The 26699-nt window shown below is 44.3% G+C and carries 32 protein-coding genes and 1 pseudogene; 19 read left to right on the top strand and 14 right to left on the bottom strand.

All coding sequences use genetic code 11. The features are described 5' to 3' along the window. The first annotated feature begins 53 nt into the window (after positions 1-53). The 10 genes from IQ274_RS29830 (at position 54) to IQ274_RS29785 (ending at position 6760) form a co-directional block, all read left to right on the top strand. Positions 54-356 (top strand): hypothetical protein, encoded by a 303-nt coding sequence (locus IQ274_RS29830; RefSeq protein ID WP_163934648.1) that lies wholly within the window; start codon positions 54-56, stop codon positions 354-356. A gap of 3 nt (positions 357-359) precedes the next feature. Beyond that, a complete protein-coding gene (locus tag IQ274_RS29825; RefSeq protein ID WP_194144375.1) occupies positions 360-935 on the top strand; it encodes a hypothetical protein in 576 nt (191 codons plus the stop codon). 23 nt (positions 936-958) lie between these two features. Continuing rightward, the gene (locus IQ274_RS29820; protein WP_194144374.1) at positions 959-1222 is read left to right on the top strand and encodes a hypothetical protein; all 264 of its coding nucleotides are present in this window, start codon (positions 959-961) and stop codon (positions 1220-1222) included. A 503-nt stretch (positions 1223-1725) separates the two neighbouring features. Next, positions 1726-2136, top strand: coding sequence for a hypothetical protein (locus IQ274_RS29815; RefSeq protein WP_194144373.1), 411 nt, complete (start codon positions 1726-1728; stop codon positions 2134-2136). Continuing rightward, a complete protein-coding gene (locus IQ274_RS29810; RefSeq protein ID WP_194144372.1) occupies positions 2136-2852 on the top strand; it encodes a hypothetical protein in 717 nt (238 codons plus the stop codon). Before IQ274_RS29815 ends, IQ274_RS29810 begins: the two co-directional genes overlap by 1 nt. A gap of 68 nt (positions 2853-2920) precedes the next feature. Beyond that, positions 2921-4837 carry a hypothetical protein gene (locus IQ274_RS29805; RefSeq protein ID WP_194144371.1) on the top strand — a complete coding sequence of 639 codons (1917 nt, stop codon included), beginning with the start codon at positions 2921-2923 and terminating at the stop codon, positions 4835-4837. Positions 4838-4988: 151 nt separating this feature from the next. Next, entirely contained in the window at positions 4989-5324 is a 336-nt protein-coding gene (locus IQ274_RS29800; RefSeq protein ID WP_194144370.1) for a hypothetical protein, read from the top strand. 259 nt (positions 5325-5583) lie between these two features. Continuing rightward, the gene (locus tag IQ274_RS29795; protein WP_194144369.1) at positions 5584-5841 is read left to right on the top strand and encodes a Bro-N domain-containing protein; all 258 of its coding nucleotides are present in this window, start codon (positions 5584-5586) and stop codon (positions 5839-5841) included. Between the two features lie 153 nt (positions 5842-5994). Continuing rightward, a complete protein-coding gene (locus IQ274_RS29790; RefSeq protein ID WP_152592611.1) occupies positions 5995-6453 on the top strand; it encodes a hypothetical protein in 459 nt (152 codons plus the stop codon). 139 nt (positions 6454-6592) lie between these two features. Next, entirely contained in the window at positions 6593-6760 is a 168-nt protein-coding gene (locus IQ274_RS29785; RefSeq protein ID WP_194144368.1) for a hypothetical protein, read from the top strand. A 49-nt stretch (positions 6761-6809) separates the two neighbouring features. Here IQ274_RS29785 and IQ274_RS29780 read toward each other — a convergent pair whose 3' ends face one another. The 9 genes from IQ274_RS29780 to IQ274_RS38125 all read right to left on the bottom strand — a co-directional run bounded on the left by IQ274_RS29780 (position 6810) and on the right by IQ274_RS38125 (position 12924). After that, positions 6810-7064, bottom strand: a complete 255-nt coding sequence (locus IQ274_RS29780) for a hypothetical protein (protein WP_228058441.1) — start codon at positions 7062-7064, stop codon at positions 6810-6812. Between the two features lie 130 nt (positions 7065-7194). Then, on the bottom strand, positions 7195-8013 hold the full coding sequence (locus IQ274_RS29775; RefSeq protein ID WP_194144367.1) for a hypothetical protein: 819 nt from the start codon (positions 8011-8013) through the stop codon (positions 7195-7197). A 172-nt stretch (positions 8014-8185) separates the two neighbouring features. After that, a complete protein-coding gene (locus IQ274_RS29770; RefSeq protein WP_199346552.1) occupies positions 8186-9154 on the bottom strand; it encodes a MarC family protein in 969 nt (322 codons plus the stop codon). A 193-nt stretch (positions 9155-9347) separates the two neighbouring features. Next, the gene (locus IQ274_RS29765) at positions 9348-10388 is read right to left on the bottom strand and encodes a hypothetical protein (RefSeq protein WP_220186683.1); all 1041 of its coding nucleotides are present in this window, start codon (positions 10386-10388) and stop codon (positions 9348-9350) included. A gap of 26 nt (positions 10389-10414) precedes the next feature. Continuing rightward, positions 10415-11740: a Dyp-type peroxidase gene (locus IQ274_RS29760; RefSeq protein ID WP_194144366.1), complete on the bottom strand. Its 1326-nt coding sequence runs from the start codon at positions 11738-11740 to the stop codon at positions 10415-10417. Positions 11741-11759: 19 nt separating this feature from the next. Further along, positions 11760-12311, bottom strand: a complete 552-nt coding sequence (locus tag IQ274_RS29755; protein ID WP_159402632.1) for a hypothetical protein — start codon at positions 12309-12311, stop codon at positions 11760-11762. Positions 12312-12350: 39 nt separating this feature from the next. Then, positions 12351-12614 carry an IS1 family transposase gene (locus IQ274_RS38130; protein ID WP_199346551.1) on the bottom strand — a complete coding sequence of 88 codons (264 nt, stop codon included), beginning with the start codon at positions 12612-12614 and terminating at the stop codon, positions 12351-12353. Beyond that, positions 12577-12774: a hypothetical protein gene (locus IQ274_RS36845; protein ID WP_069072021.1), complete on the bottom strand. Its 198-nt coding sequence runs from the start codon at positions 12772-12774 to the stop codon at positions 12577-12579. The genes IQ274_RS38130 and IQ274_RS36845 overlap by 38 nt, the downstream gene beginning before the upstream one ends. Beyond that, positions 12775-12924 (bottom strand): IS1-like element transposase, encoded by a 150-nt coding sequence (locus IQ274_RS38125; protein WP_416209856.1) that lies wholly within the window; start codon positions 12922-12924, stop codon positions 12775-12777. A gap of 393 nt (positions 12925-13317) precedes the next feature. On the opposite strand from IQ274_RS38125, the pseudogene IQ274_RS36835 reads away from it, so the two are divergent. Further along, a pseudogene (locus tag IQ274_RS36835) lies at positions 13318-13544 on the top strand (IS4 family transposase); the annotation flags it as partial. A 199-nt stretch (positions 13545-13743) separates the two neighbouring features. Here the strand turns inward: IQ274_RS36835 and IQ274_RS29745 are convergent. Then, the gene (locus IQ274_RS29745; RefSeq protein ID WP_159402633.1) at positions 13744-14061 is read right to left on the bottom strand and encodes a type II toxin-antitoxin system RelE/ParE family toxin; all 318 of its coding nucleotides are present in this window, start codon (positions 14059-14061) and stop codon (positions 13744-13746) included. Then, a complete protein-coding gene (locus IQ274_RS29740) occupies positions 14058-14324 on the bottom strand; it encodes a prevent-host-death family protein (protein WP_114085662.1) in 267 nt (88 codons plus the stop codon). Before IQ274_RS29740 ends, IQ274_RS29745 begins: the two co-directional genes overlap by 4 nt. 13 nt (positions 14325-14337) lie before the next feature. On the opposite strand from IQ274_RS29740, the gene IQ274_RS29735 reads away from it, so the two are divergent. Then, the gene (locus IQ274_RS29735) at positions 14338-14517 is read left to right on the top strand and encodes a hypothetical protein (RefSeq protein ID WP_147262590.1); all 180 of its coding nucleotides are present in this window, start codon (positions 14338-14340) and stop codon (positions 14515-14517) included. A 485-nt stretch (positions 14518-15002) separates the two neighbouring features. After that, the gene (locus IQ274_RS29730) at positions 15003-16508 is read left to right on the top strand and encodes an FAD-dependent oxidoreductase (protein ID WP_194144365.1); all 1506 of its coding nucleotides are present in this window, start codon (positions 15003-15005) and stop codon (positions 16506-16508) included. A 28-nt stretch (positions 16509-16536) separates the two neighbouring features. Here IQ274_RS29730 and IQ274_RS29725 read toward each other — a convergent pair whose 3' ends face one another. Both IQ274_RS29725 and IQ274_RS29720 read right to left on the bottom strand, forming a co-directional pair. Further along, entirely contained in the window at positions 16537-17772 is a 1236-nt protein-coding gene (locus tag IQ274_RS29725; protein ID WP_114081261.1) for an AIPR family protein, read from the bottom strand. A 187-nt stretch (positions 17773-17959) separates the two neighbouring features. Continuing rightward, positions 17960-18175, bottom strand: coding sequence for a transposase (locus IQ274_RS29720; RefSeq protein ID WP_228058443.1), 216 nt, complete (start codon positions 18173-18175; stop codon positions 17960-17962). 44 nt (positions 18176-18219) lie between these two features. Between IQ274_RS29720 and IQ274_RS29715 the strand changes: the two genes are divergently transcribed. Then, positions 18220-18807 carry a Uma2 family endonuclease gene (locus IQ274_RS29715; protein WP_104899379.1) on the top strand — a complete coding sequence of 196 codons (588 nt, stop codon included), beginning with the start codon at positions 18220-18222 and terminating at the stop codon, positions 18805-18807. A gap of 241 nt (positions 18808-19048) precedes the next feature. On the opposite strand, the gene IQ274_RS29710 is transcribed toward IQ274_RS29715, so the two are convergent. Continuing rightward, positions 19049-19300, bottom strand: a complete 252-nt coding sequence (locus tag IQ274_RS29710) for a hypothetical protein (RefSeq protein ID WP_194144364.1) — start codon at positions 19298-19300, stop codon at positions 19049-19051. Between the two features lie 88 nt (positions 19301-19388). On the opposite strand from IQ274_RS29710, the gene IQ274_RS29705 reads away from it, so the two are divergent. The 5 genes from IQ274_RS29705 to IQ274_RS29685 all read left to right on the top strand — a co-directional run bounded on the left by IQ274_RS29705 (position 19389) and on the right by IQ274_RS29685 (position 26653). Next, positions 19389-19952, top strand: a complete 564-nt coding sequence (locus IQ274_RS29705; RefSeq protein ID WP_228058440.1) for a hypothetical protein — start codon at positions 19389-19391, stop codon at positions 19950-19952. 208 nt (positions 19953-20160) lie between these two features. Continuing rightward, on the top strand, positions 20161-24432 hold the full coding sequence (locus IQ274_RS29700) for a strawberry notch family protein (RefSeq protein WP_194144363.1): 4272 nt from the start codon (positions 20161-20163) through the stop codon (positions 24430-24432). Positions 24433-24710: 278 nt separating this feature from the next. Continuing rightward, positions 24711-25517, top strand: a complete 807-nt coding sequence (locus IQ274_RS29695; RefSeq protein ID WP_194144362.1) for a P63C domain-containing protein — start codon at positions 24711-24713, stop codon at positions 25515-25517. A gap of 463 nt (positions 25518-25980) precedes the next feature. Continuing rightward, positions 25981-26232 (top strand): hypothetical protein, encoded by a 252-nt coding sequence (locus tag IQ274_RS29690; RefSeq protein WP_194144361.1) that lies wholly within the window; start codon positions 25981-25983, stop codon positions 26230-26232. After that, a complete protein-coding gene (locus tag IQ274_RS29685) occupies positions 26225-26653 on the top strand; it encodes a hypothetical protein (protein ID WP_194144360.1) in 429 nt (142 codons plus the stop codon). Before IQ274_RS29690 ends, IQ274_RS29685 begins: the two co-directional genes overlap by 8 nt. The last annotated feature ends 46 nt before the right edge of the window (positions 26654-26699 follow it).

Here is a 26699-nt window from a genome sequence, read left to right as displayed (position 1 = left end):
AATTCAATCGGAACTCAGTCGGAACTCAATCGGAACTCTAGGAGCCGAAACCATTGCTAATTCAGGGAAGCTGTGTAGTTGAACAATTGTTAACACGAGAGGAGGCAGCCAAACAATTGGAGCCATCAGTTGGAATTAGACAGTTCCAAAAGTATTTAGACTTAGCTTCTTTGTACTTACCAGAATTTGAGGATTTTCGGGACGAAGATAACGGAGGGCTAAACGGACGAGCGAAGTTGACAAACTGGCATTTACCTGTGCTTCAAAGAATTAGAAGTTATGTTTTAGCCAAGGGTTCTTTGAAGAAGGTAGCTATTGAATTAAAAAATCACCCCGAAAAGTTTTTAGGAGCCTAAATCATGATCGTTAAAGAATTTGCACAAGCTCTCAACAAAGTACCAGGAAAGATAGTTGATGAACTACGCCGTCAATATCCAGAGCAAAAATGGACGGTAGATTCACTAGTTCCAGACGAGATTTTAGCTAGATTTCAAGATATTACCAATAGTGAGAGATTACAGCCTCAACAATCACCTGTAGCAGACATACCCGAAGCCACAATCACTAAAGCTGACGAAGCAATTCAACAAGCCTCATACAAGTTGACTGCGGCTGATAAAGAGACTATTTCTGGTGCTATAGCTGTTCAAAATGAGCAATCTAAGATTTTGGGTGCATCAACTGGTGTTACAGGAGCTTTGTTGTTCATGGAATCCTTGATTGGAGCCAAAGGGACGGTGTTGGATGCTTTTGCCGAGCAATCCATGTTGGAAGTTGATAATCAGATTACCGAGATAGATCAGAGTTTGATTAATTTGGCAGAAGAAGCCTCAACAAGGCTGGGGAAGTCTATTCAAAAAAAAGAACAACTCAAGGCGCGACTCAATTTGTTGCGGGAGAGAGTTTCTTCAATGGGGACACAGATCCGATTTTAGAAGCTTATAAAACAGTAGCGGCATTGTTACAAATCCAAAATGAAACTGTTGCTACTGTTGCTGAAATCCGACTGCTTCAAGAACTATTAACTCATCAAAGGAAAAATCAAGTTATGGATATTCTCAGTACGGGATTGTTTGCTACTTCAGTTGTTGGCGCTTTAGGTGGCAGTGCATATCTCGTTGGTAGCGTTGTAGCTACTGGATTAATCGGCAGTGGGATGTTCATTCCCCTGGGATTACTTGTTGGTGCAGGATTGACTTTTCTGGGACGGGCATCAAAGTAACAGTGATGGGCGGGAGTGTTTCACGAAGCTGTTTCACGAAACTGTTTCATGAAACGTTTCAACTGTTTCATCCATGTTTCAGGGCGTGAAACACCGTGAAACAGCATTCCCCCGCGTGAAACGTGAAACATGAAACATGAAACACCAGCTAATTCCTTGCTCGAAAGCCTTTATGGGCGGGATTGTTTCACGAAGCTGTTTCACAGCACTGTTTCATGAAACTGTTTCAACGGTTTCATCAGTGTTTCAGGGCGTGAAACAGCATGAAACAGCATTCCCCCAGCGTGAAACGTGAAATATGAAACACGAAACACTAGCTAATTCCTTGCTCGAAAGGCGTTATGAAGGGTAGTGTTTCATCCAGCTGTTTCACAGCACTGTTTCACGAAACTGTTTCAACGGTTTCATCAATGTTTCAGCGTCGTGAAACATGAAACGCCTCATTTTATGTGTGAAACAGGGGAAAAATTTGTAGTAAGAACGCGCTATAACACAGTAGTCTCATGTATAAGAAACAACTGTACTTAGCTTTGGCTGGTGTTGGCATCTGCATGTTGCCTGTAATCATCCCCTTAGTACCCAAGTTGGGGGCTTATGCAGAGCTTCAACGGCTAAAAGCCTCAGAAGAATTAGAACGTTCCCGCATAGAAGAACGGGCTAAAACCAGTGATGCCTTGTATGAGGCGGGAGTCATGCCCACAAGTCGCAAGTTGAGAATTACCAATTACTTTGATAGCGCTAAACGCAATCCCAGACCAGACACAACCCTTTATCAAGATGACGAGATTATTGATGTTTTTGACGCGACAGGTAGATGTATTGGGCGAATTGAAGAAGGAATTTGGAAGTGGAAATACAAAGCCAAAGGGATTTGTAAAAGCGTTCAAAATATCAAACCAGTGAGGAAAAAGTAATGGCTAATAGTTCATCAAGTGCAGAAACTAATAGTACTGGCAACAGCGATAGTAAGCCTAAAGGTAAGAAGCGATCGCTTGGTGAAATCATTGATTTTTGTGCCAAGGCTGTTGTGATGATTGTTGGCTTACCCATTCGGGCTGCGGCTGCTATCGTTAATCAGTTTGTTGCTAACGGTGGTGCAGGTCGTGCGTTAGTTGGCGGGATTTTATTTATCGGCGGTTCCATGATTAGTGCTGATTCAACTTGGCAATTAATCTTTACTGGGCCCCCTGTTTTACCCTGGTTTGAGCCGGCTTGGAATTGGCTAAATGTACCGTTTGCATTGTTCAACCCGTTTTTTTACCTTGCATTCATAATTTCTGTAGGCGTTCAGGTAATCGAAGCCCACGCCCTACGCGGTAAGAACCCAGATTCAGCTAGGCGGGAACTTCAAGACCACATGGTTTATGACCTTGAAACCAAGCCTAGTGGCAAGATTGACTTAGTAGGCCAACTCTGGGCGGACTACAAAACCGCAGGTATACGCGATCGCTCTAGTGCTGGATTAGTTGTGATTGCGGTTTGGGCGTTTGATATTATCACCACCTTTGCAGCTCGTAACCCATTTGAATTTACAGCCCCACTCATGATTTTGGGTTGCATCTTGTTTAACATCGGCACAATGATGGCGGGTGAAATTGGGTTTGCCATTTGGCGCTTGACAAAGGATTAGAACGGAAACCGCCCAAGAAAGCAATCACTGTAAAAAAGGGCGGCAACGTTTCACCAAGGGAGGCATTTATGCAAAGTAACAATATCCCAAAAATCACAACTAAAGAAACTGAACATTTACGCTCACAGTATCCTAATCTGTCTCACTTGGAAGCTGGAAATATCGCCCAATGGCTGCAAGAGAGAAAAGATGGATTATTTGAAATGGCACGGGCATCTGAGAATGAAGCAGACATGACCCGTGTACTTGGTTTGTTGGCTTCTGGGATTGGAGCGGTTTGTTATGCGGTCAACCCTTTGGCACTAGTTGGTGGTTTAATTGGTGGTGCTGCATGGCTATGGTTTGTTGTCGAACACTCGAACCGCACTAAAGAAATTGCCCCCTTGCCTTTTGTGCGTGGTAATTTTGTAGATGCTCTAACTCGTGCTGGGGATTACGATGCTAGGAGCAATTATCAAGCGGATCATCTTGCTAATACCGTTAAATTTCTAGAACGACAATCAGCAGAAGAATACGCTTTTCTTCATGCTGAGTTTGAAAATATTAGTCAGTATTTAACACAAGTTGAGCCAGGAAAACGTTTTTATGCTTATCGCTGGATGTTTGGCTGGTTTAGCAAGCTCAAGGGTCGTCAGCTACCCACTTATGAAAGCATGGCTCTTCATTTACAGGATGTGACAATTGACAGCCGGGTGAATCGGTCGGAGATAAGTGCCATCGCACAGGCTCAAGCCCAGTTACCACCGACCGTAGATATCAAGCAGTTTCAATCGCTACAGGTAGATATTGGGAAGATGAACCAAGCTGCGGAGTTTTCTAGACCTACAGAGTTACAACCATCTTCCTCTGATGGGCTTGTACCAGAGACTATAATTAATATCCCTCTGACTAATAGGGCAAACGCACTGATCGCTGCTTTAACGAAAAGTGGATTCCAAGTAGAGAATATGATGAGTTCTCAAGTCATTGCGATCGCTGGTACTCAGCGAGGTGGCAAGGGAACCTTAGCAGCAATCTTGGCAACATTATCTACTGCACTTGACCCCGGATTGAACACCCAATACTTTACAGCCGGAGTGGACGTTTACCCCTTCGCTTGCAACTTAACCTCTGCCCTTAAGTACCCCGATATTGATGCAGATGGTGCTGATCAACTCGTCGCTCGTGATTTATTGAAATTTCTTAAAGGTTTAGATGGAAGCGAACCTTACTCCCATAAAAACTTACTGCTAGTAATTGATGAAGCCATGCGGTTGCTGTCATTGTTAGAGGAGAGCGATCGCACCTGGGCGATTCAATATTTACTTTCTCGCTTCGCTAAGTCTGGTGGTACATTAATTATCGTCTTGCATGGCTCTAACCTGACAAGCGTGGTTGGTAAAGCTACGGCTGGGCTGGCAGATACCTTTAAGCAATCGGTTAACTTTATTGGCTGTGTAGCTCAAGCGGTTAGCGCTGGTGGTCTACGCAAAATGAATGTTGCTAGTGGAGAATATTTCAAAGCCAATCCTAACAACTTTGGAGAACCTGTTAGCGGTGGCAATCTGGGCATGATTCCCGAATGGCTAAAGACCTACAAACACCCAGGCAATGGGCAACCAGATCCAGCAAGAACATTACTTCAGTTCTTCCCGGAATTGATTCAACAACATGAAAGGGCAGTCATACCCAGAGGGGAGAAGATTGCTCCATCAGACGCAGTTAATCATCTGGAGTCCATTTTTTCAAAGCCTTATCAAGAAGTGGAATTTCTGGAAGTAGAAGAAATTAAGATTTCTGAGGCTGATTTAGACCAAATTGTGGCGATCGTTGCGGCTACTGCTAATCCTCCAGCTTCTTTTGCTGCTATCAGAAACAGCCGCAAGTGGGGCGACGATAAAAAGAGTGTTCTTTACTTGAGAAATGCCCTGTCACAATTGATTGACACTAACCGATTGTGCGGAAATGAGAAAGATGGTTTCAGCGTTTTTAATGTTAAGCAGTAATCTTCGTCAAAGTTCTCGTTGAGTTCCGGTCAAGTTCCGGTATTCTTACATTTCCAAGTACGGCTGAAAAATAGAGTCTTTTTGTCTCTCCAGTAAGTTTTAATTTTTTCAAAACATTTTCCATAGTGTGGAAGCATTGGGAAGTTTAAAAATGAGCGATAAATTAACCACAGCATTACAAAAATTAGCTATAAGTCCAGTTAAAGCAGACAGATTGGCTATCGAACGCCTAGAAAAACAGTGCGGCGCTTCTTTACAAGAAATTATCAATGAGCTTGAAGATTATGCCATAGTCCATCAATCCATATCGGACGAAAGGGCTAAACCCAAAAATCAGTTGATTATTGCTTGCTGTTATGGCTGTCTTTGGGGCGCAGTTATCGGAATTGCGACGTTATTTATCAAACCTAATATTACTGTAGCGGCGATTGGGTTGGGTTTTACGGCTGGAGTGTCTGGGAAATTGCTGGTTCAAAAAGAGGAATAAGTTGAAGTAGTTGAAGATTGATTTTAATTGTTTAGCTGAACTCTTGGATTCATTAGAGTAAATATGTCTTGGTCTAAATCTATTTCAATGGACGTTGCTAACAAGCTTTTTGACGTAATTGGAGTTTCTTTTTAGCATAACGAATTAGAGGGCGGTTACATCGCTAAACATGAAAGTAAAACCTTAAGAAGAGCAACCTTAACCGCTTGCTGTATGGCTGTTTTAACTGACTGGGTAACAATTAAGGAGAATTGAATTTATGTCGGATTTATCAGTTTTCGTGTTTGAGTCTCAACAAGTCCGATTCCTTGGTACACCAGAGAAACCAGAATGGGTCGCTGCCGATGTCTGTGCAATTCTTGAAATTAAGAACCCAAGTGATGCGTTAGGCTCTTTCGATGAAGACGAGAGGGGTCTAGCTAATGTCTATACCCCTGGTGATGACAACCCTCAAGGACAAGAAATGCTTACAGTGACTGAAGCTGGACTTAATAAGCATTTTTCACTTTCCTTGTAGTCTGGGGAATGGGTTTGCGGAAAGCTCACAGTATTTGACCGATCGCTTGATAAAACGAGGTTTTCACACCCAAACTGAAGCTCTAGCTAACGGCGGCAGGGGGTAGCAATCTGCTCCCAGCAATGGATTGAAGGTTTGAGCTAAAATAAAAACATGGATTATTCAACAGAATCGATTGAAGACTTATCGTGGCGGCTCGAAGAAGTCAAGAATAAATTGTTTACCCTCCAAGATAAAATCGCGCTGGAAAGCAAATCTGGAGCAGACTGCACAGAGGAAGACACAATACAGCTAAAGAATCTTCGTACTGACTGCCGCAATATTGTTAACACAATCGAGTACATATTTGCCAGTACAGGAAAAGAAAAATTAGAAAAAGAAACAGATATGATCTGTGTTTTTGCTCGTGGCGACATTGACGCGGATCACAGCGACATCATGGAAGAATACATAGCAGAAGCAGGCCAAGCTGGGCTTTCACCAGAACGGCACGTTAAATTTATAACTAAAACCTACAAATATTACTCTCAAAACCAAGTTGACATAGGATTTGTTTTAATATCTAAGCCATTACAAACCTATCTTGATACCCTAGAAGATACCCTTCTCTAGCTCTCTATTGATGTTTACTTCGACAATTCAGATTAAATCTTGAGCAGAATTTTGCCCATGTTGTTGCGGTCTTCAATCAGATGGGATGCTGAAATCATATCTTGGGGTTTGAGGCACACCAACAACCCAAGCTCAACAGATGTTGGCGCTTTTGGAGAAAACGAAAGCCAGTTCCATTGATGAGTTTATCCAAACCGAGTTGAAATTAGATGGAGTTCCACCAGAGCTGATCCGAAAAGGAATTGAAAAATTACTCCAAAATTCTCCAATTAAATATAAGTTCAATGCTTGGAATAATCAAAACTGAGGATTTACATCAAGAGAAAGATATCCAACCGAGTGTTTTATCAAAAATTTCAAGCCGCTTTGATAATAACCCATTTCGACTTTCTGGTATTCTTTAGATATTTGTCAGCATAGCAGAAAGCTGCTGCCTTATCGTATTTTGCTATATTCAGTGCTTGTAACAATACTTGTAAAGGAATTGCCACATGTGTGAGCTTTTCGGCTAAGATTATTGATTCTTCTTCTGTTGCTGCTACTGTCGCTTCTAATGGTTCAAAATTTATTTGCTTATTTATACGGTTATCTAACATTGTAGTATCAGTCATAAATGCACCTTCAAAACCTGTATAATGCAGTTTCACTGAAAGGCAGCAGGAATGAATCCGTGTTTATGCGGGACTTATTAATCAGCTAGCTTCATAAATCCGCACAATTGCCGTAGCGAGCGCATTTTGATTAAAAATCTCGTTCGCCATCTTTTTCCAAGATGTCAATTAATTCAAACACTCGCATATTTTCTCCCGTCCAAACTTTATCTAGTAACCGCAAATTTTCAAGAGTTAGGTCGCTCTCTTTCACTATCGATACATTTACTTTGCCCAGTGCCATCAACAAATCTTCAAATACCACTAAGCCATTAAACTCCAAGCCTTGAATCTCGGCTGACGCTAAGGCTGACAATCGCTCACCACAAATCTCAATCATGAACCAATCACAAAAATCTTTTTCCAGCAATGGATGACGACCACCGATCCCTTGCATCAGCCATAGACCATAAATACTGGCTGTCGCATCATCCATTGTAACTAAACGTTTAGCTGCCACCTTCCCAAGATTCTCAAAAAATGGCACACCTAAAGCTTTTTCTAACATCTGCATTGACTCTGGTAGTGCATGAGCTACAACAGAAATTTGGCTATTTTCTAGTTGTTTAGAATGATATTTTTCTAAATATTCATTTGCTTCTTTTGATGCCAACATCCTCCCATCTGGGTGTAAGTTGAAATCAACCCCTGGCTTGAAACCTCCTTTAACTAGTTTTTGAGTCATGCTTGTCGATACATCTTTTACGGCTTGTTGATAACTTTCCTTACCTACGTATTCTTGCAAGAACCAAACAAAATTTGCATACTCTACTTGCACAAGGGCTTCTTTGAGGATTATTGTCTCATCCTCTAATTGTGCTAAGGTTAATATTTTTTGAATTTCTTGCAGATTTTGACAAGAAATCGCTTCTATCAACTGCTGTTTTAGGAGTTCATTTTGCGAATTCATTTATCTCAATGCTCAACAGTACTTCAGTGCGTTAACTATTGTATAGTGACTAATTAAATTACGTTGAGACAAATCCGTGTCATCGAGTTCAGCCTTACCCACTTTAGGCTTGCAACAAAGCCGTGTTGATGTAGGTTGTAAACTCCCAGTGCTACTTCTCCTCCACAATGCATCAGAAGCCAAACAAACGACGAAATACCAGTGCTTCAATCTCTAATCCAGTGATGATCCATTCAATCCCTAATGCCAACTGCAACACCCCCAACACAAAACCAAATATTCGCAGGGTGATAGGTTTGAGGAATGCCAGAATCGGTCGAGCTGCCAACATACCTATAAAATTCAGTAGCATGACCAGCACCAATGTGCCCAAAACCGCTAGCGGGTTAAAGCCAATTTCCTGGAATACTAACATCAACACCAGGGCGATCGCAATGCCAAAGGGCGGCAAAATGACGGGAAAGGTGAGGGGAGACACCACTAGTTTTAGGGAAGGCAGAGAAGAGTCTTCTGGAAGCGGGAGTGGTTGATACTGAGTGATTACCATGTTAAGCGCTACCAAAAATAGGAGAATTCCCCCAGCAATCAGCAACGAAGGCAATCGAATTTGCCAAACACGCACTATGTTTTGCCCAATAATCGCCACCAGTAAAATCACGATCGTTGCTAGGGCAGCACTGCGAAACGCTAGCTGTTGCCGCAGCGATCGATCGGCATTCTGAGTAAGCTGTACAAACGGCGGGATAACTTTGATTGGTCCTAGCGTCACAAAGAAAATGATGAATAGATTGAATACTCCAAATGGGGACTCGATCGATGTGCGGGCAATGCGATCGGCAAGGCGTTGTTTGGGCAAAACAATGGTGTCAGAGACATCTGGGGTATTGGGTGGGACAGTTGCGTCAGGAGATTGCGCGATGAGTGAGCTAACCAAAACCTCTGAAGATTGGCATTGTTGAACGTTAGCACCAGCCGGACAATCAACAGAATCAAATTGAGTAGTGGCTAGAGATGGAAGCGCCAGTTGCAGGGAGAGCGTTAGCAGGAAAAAGGTTAGTACACCAAATCCTCGCTGTGCTAATTTTGAGGAACCAAATCTGATATAGAAAATTGAATTTAGAAACGATTGCCAACAAAACATTAGCTGAAAAACATTTGAAAGTTTGAACAAGCGTTTGGTAGACACATCTTGTGGATTACATAATTTTCGACTAACTCATCGGCAATTAGCAGCTAGCTGCTGGTCTGCGTGAAATTCAACTTCTCGCATCGTTTCATGCCCCGTCAAACAACGACTCCTTGAGGGCATAAAAGCGGAACATCGGGTAGAACATCTAGACATCGACTCGCAGTTTCGCCATATTCCGCCAAAAGTGTCCTAGACTCTCCGTGCCGCCGAATAGTGTGGTGAAAATGGTCGAGTCGGCGAGCAAAATATCGCCGCCACGGTTACCGTTCGGCGGTGCCCAGATGCACGTATTGAATTCCCGATTTCCCTCCGCCGTGAACGGATGCGGTCGGGAAAGATCGATCGGCTGCGTCGCCAGAACATGAATGGACTTCGTGTCCTCTGTCGTCAGCGCATAGTGGGGCAGATGCAGATGGAAGTTGAACGTGGTCACTCCATTCAGCAAACCCAGTTTGTCGAGATCCTTGTGGACGGTCAGGGGTGCGATCTGGTTGCTTCCTTGTACGACGGCAGGCCGGAGTCCAAACTGATTAAGTACGGGCACTTCGAGTTCTTTCATCAGCGATCGCGTGTACTGACCGAAGCGCTGCTGGCGCGGCACGAGTTCGTCGCCGTGATGCTTATACTCCATCTGGCGCTGCTGCATGTCACTCGTGAAGCCCACGTCATGGTGCGGCGCAAGGAGCAGGCACGTGCCTTCCCGGTTAAGCCACTCCCGGATCGCGTCGATTTCTCCCTTCTCGGCCTCTTGCTCGGATACGAGGTGATCCAGACCGAACACCATCAATGTATCCGTGTCTGCCAGAATTCTTTCATCAATCAGGAGTTTGTAACCTGCCTGGTCAATGCGTTGGTAAACGGCGACCGGCTGCCCAGTAATCTCGCCCACGATTTGCTGAAAATCGATGGTTGATCGGTGGAATAGCTCCAGAGTACCAGCGATGCCCTGCAAGAAATTCATCTTATCCCACTCAGATCCCTCAAAGTTCGGCCAGCCGACCCGACGGACTTCGGTCATCGTCGAAAACCGATTATCCAATTCGGTCAGATCTCGGTTGGCTTCCCAAGGATAACTCCACGTCCAGTAAATGCTGAACCGACGTTTGTTCGGCGTGTACGGTCGCGGCACATGGTTCTGGTTGTACGTTCGCCCAACTCGATTGAGCTTGCTCATTTTCACCACCATTCCTTTTATTTGATCGGATTCTAAAGTTACCTGCCACTGCTCAGTGACGCCAGGTACCGAAGCGCCTTCAGTCCAGGCAGAAAGAAGTAAGCCCCACCCCGAACCGTGGTGAATGCCGGAATGCCCTTGATGGTTTTCCGGATTGGCCGCTTCGGGATCTTGAAGTCAAGGGTGCCGTCCTGCGTGCCGATAATCGGATCGCGCTCGTTGCCGAGTTCGTGGAAGTTCTTGTCATTCACCCACACGTTCTGCGCGAACTCGAACTGACGAATCAGGCTCGCGCAGATCACGAAGGCAGCAATGCCACGCTCTATCCTATCTTCCGGCGCATCTTCCGGGAGTGGTGGCCCGTAGGTCGCCCCACGACGGATCATCCGTCGCCGGTTCATGTTCGCCCCTGTATCACGAGGATTCAGGCGACGGATATGGGAGCCGAGGGGTACGGCATAGCCATGCGGGTCCATAGTCGCATAGTTGAAGTCGTTGTTGCGCTGCATATCCACGGCAAGTGCTGGATCGTCCTTGTCTGGGGACAGCACCAGCGGTGCGCCGCTGCGCCAGCGGCCCATCAACTTTGCTGCCACAAGTTCCTGCTCTTCCGGCGTCTGACCGTGCTGGCGCAAGAAGTCACGAAACTCGATGATATGCTCCTGTAGGCGTCGATAGGCCATGTAGCTACCGTTCCGAGAGAGGATCTCAGGTTGTGGCAGATTGGCTGGGGAACCGTATTCGTCTGGGTAGCCCAGGATGAACTCGCCCGCCTTCAGCGGCTCACCGGAACCGGGCGTCGGCTCTTCGCCCGATCCTTCGATGACTGGCTGCGAGAGCCGATCGCGGTAGCCGAAGTGATCGTGTGCGTAGTTGAAAGGCGGCGTTGCCTCCAGATCCAATGCCGAGAGCACTTCCACACCCTCGCACTGCTCGACAAGTCGCTGGTGCTCCGCCTTGCACCGATCGCGCTCTGCGTTATCGCGGGCAAAGAGAATCACAATTGCATGGAGATCCGGACTAGCCACACCTCCCACCCAATTGTCAGGATGATTCGTGCCGGTGTCGCCGAGGATCTCCGCGCGGGCCACCATGCCCTGCTTAAACTCCTCAGGAAACGTGGCCAGTGATGCCTCATCCATACCCAGCGCCCGCAGGCCGTTCCAGGTGAAGGCCACGCTCACCCATCGGTTGTCCTGTTCGACCGAAGCACGAACCTCCGCAGACGACTGTACTTTTTCAAGAATGGCAGCTAGCCATGCTCGTCCACCAACAGGGTTCCGGAACGATAGAAATTCATACCGTCCGGTGAGCGCAGGCACACGAGTCAACAGAATGTGCTGAATGTCATCGAACTCAAGCATATCAAGTCCTCCTGATAGATTACTGCATCTGGTCAAGCATGTCGGAGAACGCCGCCTTGAGTTTGAGGGCTTTCTTGATTTCGTCGGAACTTACGTAGGGATACTCTCCGTATTCGAGGAAGCTTGGACACTGGTGCTCGCGGACGAATTGGATGAACGCCGATGTGTTCGTCTTCCAGTCCTGGGGAAATCCCTCAAGATTCTCGAAAACAGTATTGATACCGTACTGTGAAAAGAGCGCAACGGCATCCTCAGTGTATTTGTCGAAGTCTGTGTCAAAAATGCCCTGGTACATGAAGTATGTGTCCTCGGCGATGTCAAACAGCACCCAGCGCAAGTAATGCAGCTTGAGCACAGCCAGACCGTCCGGCAAATCGGCGATGGTCTTCTCGAGCGTCTTCCCATATTCGCGGATGGTCTCCTCCGTACCAGGTTTGATTTTCGCGATAATCGTGAAGCCGTAGCACGCGGGAGTTTTGGGAAAAATCGGGCCGTATCTTCCCTGCTCCTGTTTGAAGACTCCCTCCTTCGGGATCGCCATGGCGGCGGGTTTCGTCCAATCGTTATGCATATCAATCTTCCTTTCTTAGGTGGTGTTATTAAACTGTTGTTAGACGTTTAAGCCAAACTCGTAGCGATTGATAAAGAGCCCAATAACCAAGTCATGCATTTCCTCAGTCTTAGAAAAGTAAATTGTCTTTCTAGCCAGTCGCTTAAGCCGAGTTCTTAAATTTAGATGTTTATGTTCAATTATTTGAGTCTTTCTCTTGCAAATCTCATGTTTTTCTGGAGGTAAATGCCATTCATCAACTCCCCAACCATCTGTACAGTATTTCCTAACACCAAATGGCTCTAATAAATTTTTTAGCTTCAGAAATACTTAGTCTTGCGCGCTGTCCAAATGCGTAAGCTAAAACTTTTACTGTCAGACGCTCGATAGCACCTACGTAACTCCACATTTCATCTAGTTCAGACTCTTCAATCCCTTCCAAGGCTTCTTCTTCCACTTCCACCAGCTTGATTTCTACCTCCACTTATTCGGATTGAATAGTTGGCAACAATTTTTGATTCACCGATCCAATTTGGGAAATTTTTTTTAATTCTCTGATTACTATTGCCGGGCTAATATGCAACACTCGCGCAATATCGCGAACTCCATTGCCATTGAGTTTCATCTCTATAATTTGATGCTTAACTTGTCTAGTCCGTCTAGGCTGTCTTGTATTGATAAAAAATATCCGGCGCAGGCACTCCCGATTCTGGCACAGGTAACGTTGCTTACCCTCTGGAAGATTTACCGTGTTTAATAATATCTGATGAGCGACAATCAGGACATAGCACAGGAAGCAAGACGGTTATAGGACGGACTTAAATCACTTATTTAACTTAACCCCAGCTTCTATTATTACAGTATTCCAACAGTTTGATAACATTACCAACGGATCTATACTTTTCGGTAGATACAAATCACCTTGAGGGGAGACACAAGACCCCGGAATATTTACAGGCTAAAGAATGTGGCAAATTATGGTAAAACAAAAAGAGCCTTTATTTGCAATAAGTTCTAATTAATGACAATATTACCGGAATTCTACGAAATACACCTGAAGCGGAAACTAGGACGTGCCGAATATTTATTCATAAAAATTCTGATTAATTTACTATAGTCTATTAAAACTGTTAGCCTTGAAGCGTTGGCTACTGGTTTACATATACCAATATTTTTGAAAGTAGAAGAAAGGAAATTCAACGATTTTTATCTTTAAATTATATAAATGTTGAAGAGATATGGTTTCCAATTATTACAGGGCGGCCACATCAGAGCAAAGGCAGTAAAGTAGTTAATCTTTCCCTTTCTGCGTCTGTGATGTTACTTGGAAGACTCATCCCTGCTGGGTGTTTGGTTCTTAACATGTCTACCATGTCGTGCAAGTCCTGATCTTCAAGGCACTCCCCCCTGATTACAGAAGCTCAGACTTCAGCCGGAGGCAAGTCTGAGTAGTTCACTCGGATTCTTCACCTAGATCAGATTGCCGACTGTTGCGAACATGAAGAATTGCTACAGTATTTTCTGACACGAAAAATAAAACTCGATATTTTCTTCGTTTTCCAACCCAAAGTTGCCGAATTTCACGACCAATCACTGGTGCTTCTGGTGCTATGCTACACCGATTAGGAAATTCTTTCAGTGAAGCGATAGCGTCAAGAAGCTCATAATACCAGCTATTGGCTACTTCAGCACTCAGATTGTCGCACATCCAACGATAGGATGTTTCGATTTCTTGAAAGGCAGTGGGTTGAATGAGAACCTGGTAACTCATGGGCGAGGCGGAATGCCTAGTTTTTGTTCTAGGGCTGCCAAGGCTTGGTCGGACAGAATTCCTTCACCCTGCTCAAACTCATCTAGTCCTTTACGAATACCTACTATTGCTTCTAGATAATCAATGCGTTCTAAGAGTTCTCTATATGTGGCTAGTGGATGTTTTGGAGATGTTTTGAGTGATTTCAAAAACCCAAGTAGATCCTCTAGTAGTTCGTTTGGAGTGTTGTCAATTTCTTGTAATAGCAATTCTTTGATCGTCATTACAGTTATATAGATGAGATTTCTGTTTCTAGTATGGCTAATTATAGCTAGAAGTGCAGACGATAGCACTTTAAACGTGTCGGTTCGCAGACTAATTGAAAAATCTCAACGAAATAATCAGGGTTCTGGCGTACCTTGTCGCAAGCCTACTGAAATAAGTAAAAATACCAACGATCATCATCAAGAAAAATAAATACTCATTGAAATACTTGTCGGATTTTTGGGAAAAGGCAAGAGGAAAAGGCAAACAAAAAACCTTTAAACTAGCCTCAGCAACCTTTGTCCAAAACCAAATTCTGAGTTCAAAATTGCATTATTCTCAGTTGTATTGATACTCATTGTAACTATACAACCATCTATTTTTAAAATCTTTAATAGTGTTGCAATCGCTACATTGTAGGTGGGTTATCTCTATTTTTTATATTATTATCTGTCTGATGGCTGATATATCTCTTCTAATTTTTCAAGCAAGCTTATCCATAAGATAGTTTTATTTTATATGCAAAAACGTCTACTTTAAAGATAAGTTTGAAAAGTATTCGTATAAATCAGAATTGAAAAATGAAGTGGCACATTATCCCTTGTTGAAGCAAAACTAACTATTTCAGTCTGACCTTTATTTTGAAAGCTAACTCTGTGATCAAAGAATTGGATTTATCGAACACTATCTCAAAAAATATGCCTAATATATCAGGAAAGCACATTTCTTACTGGATTGACTCAACACCCACAGCTAATTTTCCACCACTTATCAATAATCTATCTGTGGATGTTGCAATTGTCGGTGCAGGTATTGCAGGAATCACTGCTGCAACATTACTTAAACGCGCAGGTAAAACCGTTGCCGTAATTGAATCGCAACAAATATCTACTGGTGTTAGCGGTCATACTACAGCCAAAGTTACCTCACTTCACCAATTGATTTATGCCGATTTGATTAAAAATCATGGTGAAAAAAAGGCACAGATATATGCACAGTCAAACCAAGCAGCACTAGAATTCATTGCTAAAACAGTTACCGAACAACAAATCGACTGTGATTTTAGTCGCCAAAGTGCCTATACTTTCGCAGAAACTGAAGATCATCTCAAGGACATTGAAAAAGAGGTAGAAGCAGCACTAAAAATCGGACTACCCGCCACATTTGTTCGTGAAACTTCCTTGCCCTTTCCTATTGTTGGTGCTGTTAAGTTTGACAACCAAGCACAATTTCATTCTCGCAAATACCTCTTACACCTGATCAAGCAGATTCCTGGTAATGGAAGTTACGTATTTGAAAATACAAGAGTACTCAAGGTCGATGAAGATAATCTTTGTCAAGTTACTACTGACAAGGGAATTATTCAGGCACAAAATGTCATAGTTGCAACTAATATTCCCATTACCGATGAAGGATTATTCTTTGCTAAAACTTACCCCAAACGTTCTTACATCATTGGTGCGCGGATTGCAGAGCAGAAAGCACCTGTGGGAATGTACATCGGTTCAGGAGAAAAATACTACTCTATTCGCACTACTCCTGACAAGAATGGCTTATTGCTACTTGTTGGTGGCGGCGGTCATCAAGTAGGAACAGTGGAGAATACTGAAGAAAAATATCTAGATTTAGAAAATTATGCCCGTTCTCGCTTTGATATCGATTCCATTGACTATCGTTGGTCTACTCAGGATTTTGTATCTTTTGACAAGATACCTTATGTAGGAAAATTAACTCCTCTAAGCAAGCATACCTTTGTGGCAACTGGGTTTAGTCTGTGGGGCATGACTCAAGGAACCTTGTCTGGAATGATACTTTCAGACCAGATTTTAGGCATTGAAAATCCTGCGGCTGATTTGTACGATTCAACCCGCGCCACTCCTTTTCTCACTCCACAAGGTATAAAGCAAAACTTGGAAGTTGGCGCTCATTGGGTAGGCGATCGCCTCAAGGGATTGAATAAATCTCTGCAAGATGTGGCTATCGGTGAAGGAAAACTAGTCACTGTCGATGGGGATAAAGTTGCCGCTTACCGAGATCAAACAGGAGAAATACACGCTGTTTCTGCGGTATGTTCTCACTTGGGTTGTGTTGTTGCTTGGAACAGTGCCGAGAAAAGTTGGGACTGTCCTTGTCATGGTTCACGTTTCAGTTGCAAAGGGGAAGTTTTACACGGTCCGACAGTGAAAGATTTAAAGAAATTTTAGCTTTAACTATTGCCTATTAAGGGTTTCATCATTTCTTATCTGCTTGCACACGCCTTTTTGTACCTTGTGTCACCTTCGGTTCTTCTGACTTACTGGAGTTGACCATTTTAACCAAGTGCTGATTTAGATAACTCTGCGCCGAAATGTACAAACTTTCCCAAATCTCTTGATTGCGGCTGATTTTTGTGCCGACTGTATTCCCTGCTGTTTTCTCCGACACCAAATATTTACGGAAATAGTTATTCCACAAGTGTTGGAGAAAATCTTCAGCAAATTCGTTAAACGGCAGAATCCATTTATAGTCCTTGTCCAAAAATACCCGATAGGACGCAATTATCGGTAATGCCAAGTCAGTTGGCGCACCAAACCCGAAAGAATATTTACTGTCCGGCAACAACGTCGTTTTACGTATATCAATTGATGCTAAATCGTTACTACCCTTTCTTCTGGGGTTGCTGATATGGTCTTGGATTATTTCATAAAGTCTTTGCTCTATCCACAGAGCATGAGTTAACAGAGGCAGTAAGGCGGTTAATCTTTCCCTTTCTGCATCTGTGATGTTACTTGGAAGACTCATCCCTGCTGGGTGTTTGGTTCGTTTATTGCCGTCGGGGTTGTATTTATTTCTGTCGAGGCAGTAAAGGAGCTTCAGCAAATGGGTAACATTGCACTGGGCATTTCTGGGAGCGCCGCTTTGATTCTGGTAATAGGCTATTCTAAATTTTCTATCTTCTGCTCTTTCTAACTGGGCTAGGTACTGCTTGATGAATTTGTAATCACCCCTAGCGTTGACTTTGGAGCGAGAATCTACTGGCGTTGTAGTATTTGAAGCTAGGGCTATGTCTTTGGCTGATTCTTCAGTCAGCCCGATGTGAATCGTAACTTTTACTCTGGCTTCGGTTAGGTCATATTTGTAATTTTTCGCTTGCTCAAAAGCTAAAACTGTATGCCCCCCATTAATAATGCCATCACTACCTCCCTCGTTAGCTTCTAAGACTTCTAGCTCTAGTTCAGTTTTGTTCTTGACAGGTTTAGTTTTATTGGCTGACAGAACGATTCCGCTATGACGAGAGAAGAATTTTTCGGGTTCGGTGGTCAGTGAATCGAACATTTGTCTGTAGGTCGCGCTTTTGCGGTTCGGTTCGCGGATGTTCGGTTCTAGTGGTAGGTCTATCGGGAATGAGTCTACATGGGCGGTGGCGATGATGCAATTGGGGTTGGCTTGAAAATAGTTGTCTATCTTGATGTTCCAAGTCTTGGGCATACAATGTGTGCAATTTCAGGGGAATTTCTATGTTAACCAAAACTAGGGTGCAAGGTCTTGGGTGTAATACCAAGATAAGATACCAAAAAACTGGACTGCCACCGATTGCCCTGCATGAAAAACTACGTTTTTTCGCAGCTACAGTTTGACATCCACCCCGCCGTAAATGGTCGGGGATTCCTAAGACTCACGACTTAGGTTTCTGTTTCTTTCCCTTTCGGCTACGCTCAAGGCAAGCCTTACGGGTATTTCGCAACTGCCCTTCAGCCTTAAGGCTGTCAGGTCTTATGTTCGCTCCACAGACTGAAACTGCGAGTCCCGCAGCCAAAATATTCTTACTTGCGTTAATATCTCTGTCGTGGTGTATCCCACAGTTGGGGCAATTCCACTCTCTTGAATACAGATGGTAAGCTAGAAAGTAGATAACAGTTAAATCGATGATGTCCCATGAACGTTGTCACACCAAAACGATTTACTATTGACGAATATCATCGGCTGATTGAACTGGAATTTCTAAAGGAGAGCGATCGCATCGAGTTGATTCGCGGAGAACTAATTCAGATGGTAGCCAAGGGCACACCTCATACAGTCTGCGGTTCTATCTTATGCCGCCAATTGGATCGGTTGTTGGGCGATCGCGCCGTGATTCGCGGACAAGATCCGATTACTTTGCCGAATCAAAGTGAACCTGAACCAGATGTGGCGGTAGCACGTGGCAAAGACGAAGATTATCTCGCCCATCATCCTTATCCAGAAGATATTTTTTTAGTGATTGAGATTTCGGACTCAACCCTAGATTACGACCAAACAACAAAGTTAAAAATCTACGCAGAAGCCGCAATTTCTGATTATTGGATTGTCAACTTAAATGTTCGCCAACTTGAGCGTTATAGCCAACCCTATCAAAATGCTCAAGGTGAATTCAATTATCTCAGCAAGCAGATATCTTTACCACATCAGTCAGTAGCGATTCCTGGATTTGAAGATGTTTTATTAGACTTGAATCGGGTATTTCCCAAGGTTGTAAATGCCTAGAAATACGCAATTTCCCATACAAGCTTGTACTCTCTCTCAACAGCCGCCAGCAGCTTTGGCTGCAAGGATCACAAATACGGTTTGACAAAATCCCCAACCCTTGTAACAGCGAATCCACAGAAGAGTCACGGCTAGCCACTTCATGCAACTGCCGTAACCGCTTTTTCCGTTGGCGTTTGTCGAACGCGAGTGCGTCTCTGAAAGAGAAGAGAAGATATTGCCCTTACGTCAAAACAAAAAATCACCCACCAATCCCTTTGCCACTCTCATAGTTCATAGCTCTGGGTTTCCTCTTGCCTATAGGGACTACTTTCGATTGCTTGGGAGGTTGAGGAGGGCGGCATTTCTCGCAATATAGAGGTCTAACTCCAAAGGTTTCTCGTTGTGTGGGTTGTTCACACTGCTTACATACGAAGTTAAAAACGCGAGTATGAATTTCCCGCTTGTGCGCTCTGACAGTGTACTCTCGGACTTGGATTTCTTTGCTTGCCATTGCTTATTGCAATTAGTAACTTTTTGGATCTTAGCCTTTGCTAAGAAGATTTCAATGCTCTGGGTAAACATAATCACCCGTTTTGTGAATGGGAATATGGCTACGCCAAAACCAGAGTGAGAGTTGCAACGACCAAACCCAACTGCAACGCCTCACTACATTGAAAAATCACAAACATTTGGAGTTAATCATGGATATCCAAGCTACTCTCACCCTGACGATCCAAGTAGTCGTTATGAGCTTTGTTGCGCTGATGGTTTTCGATTTCATGAATAGTTTGTGGGTTGTACCCTTACCGCCATTCGGATGGCAACTACCAGTTATTGAACAGCCCACAGTTTCCGCAACAGCATCACAACCTACTCCACAACAGGAAATCCAACAAGTCACTCCAAGGGTGATCGCATTTGAGAAGATTTCCGACCCTTGGACTTTAGAACCACAATCCCCTGACCATTCTGTTCCCACGCCAGCAGTTATAATCCCTTTCCCCAGACTCCGACTACTCCCACCTGCCAAAGCACAACCGACCAAACCCAAGCGGACTAAAGCAAAATCCTCCACGTCTAAGAAATTCGCCTCAACTAGTACTAAGCACCAGTCCACCAAGCCACGCAAGATAACTGGAAAGTACCAAAAAAATTATAGTTAACCCGTCCTTAGCTCAAACAATTGTAGATTGCCGAGAAGATAAGAGAATTGACGATAGCGACGCGGAAAGCGACTGTGCGTAGCGTCTTTTAGATTTATTCCACCCACTTGACTGCTGGGCTTGTACCAAAAACATTCAATCTCCAATCTCCAATCTTCTCAGTCAAATGGCTACGCCAAAGCGAAAGTGATGTATTCATATAATAGATATGGTCAGCCTTATAGCCACGCAAGGAACTCTGTTTGACCTAGAAACAGTTCTGGACTACGGACAATCAATCCTCAACGTTGCTCAAGAACTCACCAAATCACTGATTGAGCAACGGACTATCTCCACCAGGACAATCCAAGCCCAGATGAATCGCTACTTTCTAGGCACGGCAGCAGAGGGCGCATGGCAGTGGAAAGACGCTTACGAAGCAGTGGAAGTAGCGCAAATCTTATATCTGCGTCAAAAAGGTTACAAGCTTTTATTAGAGTCGCCGCTAACAGTATTATTAGAATTGGAGAAGTTAATAGCCCTGTGCCCGACGCATACTCGCCGCAGTGAAGAATCAGTACAGCTTCAGCAATTCTCCACCCCTCTGCCGCTTGCTTATCTGGTAGCAAAATCAGGATTTATACAAGCTGATGATTTGATTTTGGAGCCAAGTGCCGGAACTGGTTTGTTAGCACAAATGGCTAAACTGCACAGTGCAAGTCTGATGCTCAACGAGCTTGCACCCGATAGAAGTAAGATTCTGCGGCGATTATTCCCTGGTACACCATTATTCTCAGTAAACGCGGAACAGATCAACGACTATCTGGTTGGCAAGACTCAGCCCTCAGTTGTGCTGATGAATCCACCTTTCTCCGCATCTCCCAAAATCAACAGTCGCAATCCCGACGCAACTAAGAGCCACATCAACTCGGCATTGCAAAGACTGGCTGACGGTGGACGGCTGGTAACAATCACAGCCAATTGGTTCTCTCCGGCTAACCCAAGCTGGCGAGAGACTTTTGTTAAGTGGCACTCGGAAGCACGAGTTTTAATGTCGGTCGGGGTTAACGGCAAGGTTTACTCAAAACATGGGACAACTATCGACACTCGGATTACAGTGATCGACAAAGTTCCGGCTGACTCCAGCGAAATCCCTTGTATTTCAGAAACCTTGGACTTACCCGAACTGCTGGCGTTGATTGAGCAATTACCTGAGCGATCTCCGTGGGAACGCTCAGAAAAAATCAAAGCTGCTGCGAAGGCAATTGTTGTTCAATTGCCAAAACGTACTACAGTTGCACAACCAGAAACTGTTTCCTCTCTTCCAGACGACTTAGTAGTGCTGGAATATGAGGTTATCGAGTGGACGGCTAGTGAGGGTTTGAAAGATACTCTATACGAAACCTATCGTCCACAGCGAATCCGAATCAAGGATGCTTTACCTCATCCCTCGCTTCTTTGTGAAAGTGCAGCCCTAGCGCTTGTCTCGCCACCACCACCCACTTACAAACCGCATCTCCCGCGAAACATTGTCTCACAAGGATTGTTATCTGAAGCACAACTTGAAAGCGTTATTTACGCAGGTCAGGCGCATTGTGAATTTCTGTCTGGCTCTTATATTGTGGATGATTCATGGGATAACGTGACTGTTGCGGCTCAGGGCGAAGAAAACGCTGTTAGATTTCGCCGTGGCTGGTTTCTTGGCGATGGGACGGGTGCCGGTAAGGGTAGACAATGTGCAGGAATCATCCTCGACAACTGGTGTCAGGGGCGTTCTAAAGCCATTTGGGTATCTAAAAGTTCTGCCTTAGTTGAAGATGCCCGTAGAGACTGGTGTGCGCTCGGAGGTAGTGAAAAAGATATCATTGACCTCAGTAACATCAAACTTGGCGACCCCATCCCTTTCACCCAAGGTATTCTGTTCTGCACGTACTCAACTCTACGCTCTCAAAAGAACGGTAAAAGTCGGCTCAAGCAAATCGTTGAGTGGGCAGGCAAGGACTTTGAGGAAGCAATCGTTTATGACGAGTGCCACAGCATGGGTAACGCAATGGCTCAAGAGGGCAAACTCGGTATGGTTGCAGCATCCCAGCAAGGCATTGTTGGGCTGAGGTTGCAAAACGCACTGCCCTCAGCACGGGTTATCTATGTTTCTGCAACTGGTGCAACTAAAGTCTCAAATCTCTCATACGCTAATCGCCTGGGACTTTGGCAGACTGGAGATTTTCCGTTTACCTCCCGTGAGGATTTTGTGGAATCCATTGAGGGCGGTGGTATCGCCGCAATGGAAGTGGTAGCAAGGGATCTCAAGGCTTTGGGACTGTATCTGGCGCGGAGCCTTTCATTCGAGGGAGTTGAGTATCAAACTCTCTACATTGATTTAACGCCGAGGCAGGAACGGAGCTATAACAGCTATTCCGATGCTTTTCAGGTTATTCATAATAATTTAGAAAAAGCGTTAGAAGCTTGTAATATCTCTGGCGCAAAAACGTACAATCGTGCTGCTAAGATGTCTGGCAACTCGCAGTTTGAGTCACACAAGCAAAGATTCTTCAATCATCTGCTGACAGGGATGAAATGCCCTACCCTGATCAAAGCGATTGAACAGGATATTGCTCTGGGGCTAGCTGTTGTCATTCAAATAGTTTCGACTAATGAAGAACTTTTGAAACGACGACTTGATGAAGTTCCGGCTTCCGAATGGAAGGATCTCAATCTTGACTTGACCCCACGAGAATATGTGATGGACTACTTGATGAGTGCTTTCCCTGTTCATCTGCATTCCATTCATTCTGGCGTTGATGGAGAAGAAAGATCCGAGCCGGTCTTTGACGCTGATGGCTCTCCAGTTATCTCCCAAGAAGCTGTAGCCTTGAGAGATGCCTTAGTCGATAAGTTAGCAAGCCTTGATCCAATCCCTGGTGCATTAGAACAATTGCTGTGGCATTTTGGTCACAAGCAAATTGCCGAAGTAACTGGTCGCAGCAAGCGAGTTCTGAAAGATGATTCGGGGCGTTTGTTTGTGGATTCTAGAGGCAGTGGGGCGAATATTGCTGAGACTGCTGCGTTTATGCAGGGTGACAAACAAATTCTCATCTTCAGTGACGTTGGTGGCACAGGCAGAAGTTATCATGCCGATCTAAATGCTGCGAATCGGCGGCGGCGATCGCACTATCTGCTTGAAGCCGGCTGGAGAGCAGACAATGCAATCCAGGGGTTGGGGCGATCGCACAGAACCAACCAAGCATCAGCACCTATTTTCCGACCTGTTACCACTAACGTCATCGGTGAACGCCGCTTTATCTCAACCATCGCTCGAAGGCTGGATAGCTTGGGCGCTCTTACTCGTGGTCAACGGCAGACGGGTGGCAATGGGATATTTGAGGCTAAGGATAATCTGGAGTCTAACTATGCAGAACACGCCCTGTATGAGTTATTCAGACAAATATACCAAGGTCGATTTTATGAAGTGCCTTTAGGAAAGTTCGAGCAAATGACTGGACTGTGCTTAACCTCTCACGAAGGCGGGATGAAAATCGACTTGCCTCCATTGCGGCAATTCCTTAATCGGCTGCTGGCTTTACGCATCGATATGCAAAACATGATTTTCGAGAGGTTTGAACTACTCTTGAGCCAGCAGATTGAAGCAGCGATCGCCGCAGGGGTCTATGAGATGGGTGTAGAGACACTCCGGGCTGAACGGTTTACTGTTGAGAGCCAGGAAGCTGTGTACACCCACCCTGCCACAGGTAGCGTAACGAACTATCTCAAGATAGAACGCACTCAGAAGAATAACATCAGAACGGCTGACGAAATGCTTGAGTTTGCCAGTATGTACCAGGGGAAATTGATGGTTAACACCAAGTCTGGTCATGCTGCTGTGTCAATTCCGACACATAGTATTTACGACGCTGATGGTGGTGTTGTACCAAGAGTGTTACTCGTCCGTCCACAGAAAGAAATCCGTATACCAGTCAAGGATTTAGAATCTTCCACTTGGAAAGCGGTTTGTGTCGATGCGTTCGTCGCAGGTTGGTCGAAGGAAGTAGACACACTGCCCAAGTTCACAACCGATTATCTGCACTTAGTCACTGGTATTTTGTTGCCCATTTGGAAGATACTACCACAGCACAATAGTAGAGTATTCCGACTGCAAACCAGCGATGGACAAAAGATTCTCGGTCGGGTGGTGAATGCTCACGACATTCAAACCGTGCGCGAACAACTTGGACTCAGGAACCAGCTGCTTTCTCCAGAAGAACTTGTGAAGCTGGTACTCAACGAGAGATATACACAGCAGTTGCCAGGTGGTGTAACCTTGCGACGTTCTTTCGTTGCTAATGAACCTCGCATAGAACTGGTTAATGCTATCTCACTGGCAGAGCGACTCTTAGCTGTTGGATGTTTCACTGAGATCATCAACTGGAAAAAGCGGGTGTTCATTCCGGTTTCAGACAAAGCCCCAGCTATTCTAGCGGCTGTGATTGAAATCTTGGGATAATTTCCAACCTCAAAGACCTAGTAGTTCGCTTTCGTGACGAAAGCGGGGTAAAGGGGAAGTGGGGATAAGGGGGAAAGGGTTTAAATCCCAAAACCAGTCCCCTTTTCCCTTTCCCCAGTCATCACAAGCGCATCTTTGGGTTGGCAGACTACTAGATTAAATGTCTGGGTCTTTTTTACTCTCAAAAACTGGGCAGCGATGATAACACCAAGGGAAGTGCAATCTACCATGCAAACGCTCCGCGAGAATTTGATGAAATTTTTGTGGAGAAAGCAATCATGGCTAAGAAAGACTTCACACCCGCCCAAGCCGTTGAGTTATACATCGGCAACTATCGGTTTGATGCTATTAGGATTGTTGAAACGAAAGAGTACCGGATGTCTCAAAATCACATACTTGAGGCAATAGGTATAAATAAGAACTGGCTAACCAGGTTACAGTTTAGCCTACCCCGTGTCTATAAAACCCTTGTAGAACAAGGCTTAAATCAGGTTACACTTTCTGCGGAATATACGGTTAAAACAACAGTAACACGTGCTATAACGTGGTCACTAAAAGATGCCAGAATAATCTGGCGTTATTTCGACACAAAAGGAAATGCACAAGCTCGGAGGTTAATTGATGCCTTATCTGAAGATTCACTCATCAGCAGATTCGAGCAAGTCTGGGGAGAGTCGCGGACAGTTGAGCAACGGCGCATAGACGATTCTCGCATCCTTGATACCCCGCGTCCTTGGACAAAACTTTTTGAAACTGAGTTTGAGGAGAATCTAGCACGGATAAGCAAGCTACATAAAAAGCACATACAAAACGGCAAATATTATTGGGAGTTTGTTTACAACTGGATGACTCCAGAAGAAAAAGCCAAGCTCGATATCGTTAATCCAATTTTGCCTAACGGGAGAAGAAAGTACAAAATACACCAAATGCTATCGAAAGAAACAAAGGAGAGGTTATCTCCCCACGTGATATCAGTCCTGGTTCTGATGAAGTCGGCTAACTCGGTGGCAGAACTGAGGCGGCTGGTGCAGAGGCAGTACGGAATAGATCAGCCTAATCTGTTTGATGGTTGGGAAATCAAGTAGTTAGCGCCTGTCAAGAAACAACTTTTACAATTCATTATCTGGAAAGCTTTCTGAGAAAGCATTTCTAGCTCAAAAAAGGCAAGGTTGTTACTTGACAAACTCTTAGTGTGAATTTGCGGTAAGCTGACAATCCCTTACCGCAACCAAGTTGCACGATAATGTAATGGAAGCATCTGTGTCCGGCTATGTTCAGAAGACATCTATCGCTCCTTCTGTTCTGTTGGTAACTTTAGCTAGCAACCATCTAATATCTAGCAATAGCTCAACCTACCTCACTATTTGTAGTTAGCAGTAAGTGTTAATTCCTAGAGTGGTAAAACTTGCTAGAGGAGATTTTTCATGATTGAAATAGGCGTAAATAGGTAAACCAAAATTTTCAATAATAACGAATTTAATACGTTTAAGTTTTTGCTCTAGTTAGTTTTGCTACGCTAGAATAAAATTATCCTCACTCAACTCCCGTATGACTCTCAGCGAAATTTTATCCACAGTTAACCAACTATCGCATCAAGATAAACTACGACTAATCCATTTTCTCTTATTAGCAGTTGCCAAAGAAGAAGGATGTAGCTTAGAAACAAGTGACGCAGAGAATATACTTTTAAATCAACTCGCCTCAACCAGTGCCACAGTCTGGTCGCCTCAAGCGGATAATAGGTCAATTCAAGCCTTATCAGACCTGTTAGCAACAGCAAAAGAACAGTCCAATGTTTGACGGTCAGCGTTTTTTATTCACAGAGAGAACCGATAGTTTTGGGCGAGTCAGTACTATGCCCTATTTACCATTGACCCTTAGTAATGGCAATAAATCTTTAGAAGTTGTGGCATTATTAGATACAGGTGCAAGTGTAAATGTTCTGCCATATAAAATTGGATTAGAACTAGGAGCAGTTTGGGAACAACAAACCGTACCAATAATTTTAAGCGGAAATTTGGCTGAAAACGAAGCACGGGGGTTAGTTGTATCGGGTAAAGCTGCTAACTTTTCGCCGATATTGCTGGCATTTGCTTGGACTCAATCAAGAGATGCGCCTATAATTCTTGGACACATGAACTTTTTTGCAGAATTCAATGTATGTTTTTATCGCCATGAATTAGCTTTTGAAGTTTGTCCAAGAATTATAGGGGATAAATAACTGACAAACGGTGTTCCTTTTCAAATCAACCCCCACTGATAAAATC

This window comes from Nostoc sp. LEGE 12447, from assembly GCF_015206985.1.
Taxonomy (GTDB): Bacteria; Cyanobacteriota; Cyanobacteriia; order Cyanobacteriales; family Nostocaceae; genus Nostoc.
The sequence above is the reverse complement of the archived record's forward strand: the minus strand, read 5'-3'. Positions and strand labels throughout refer to the sequence as shown.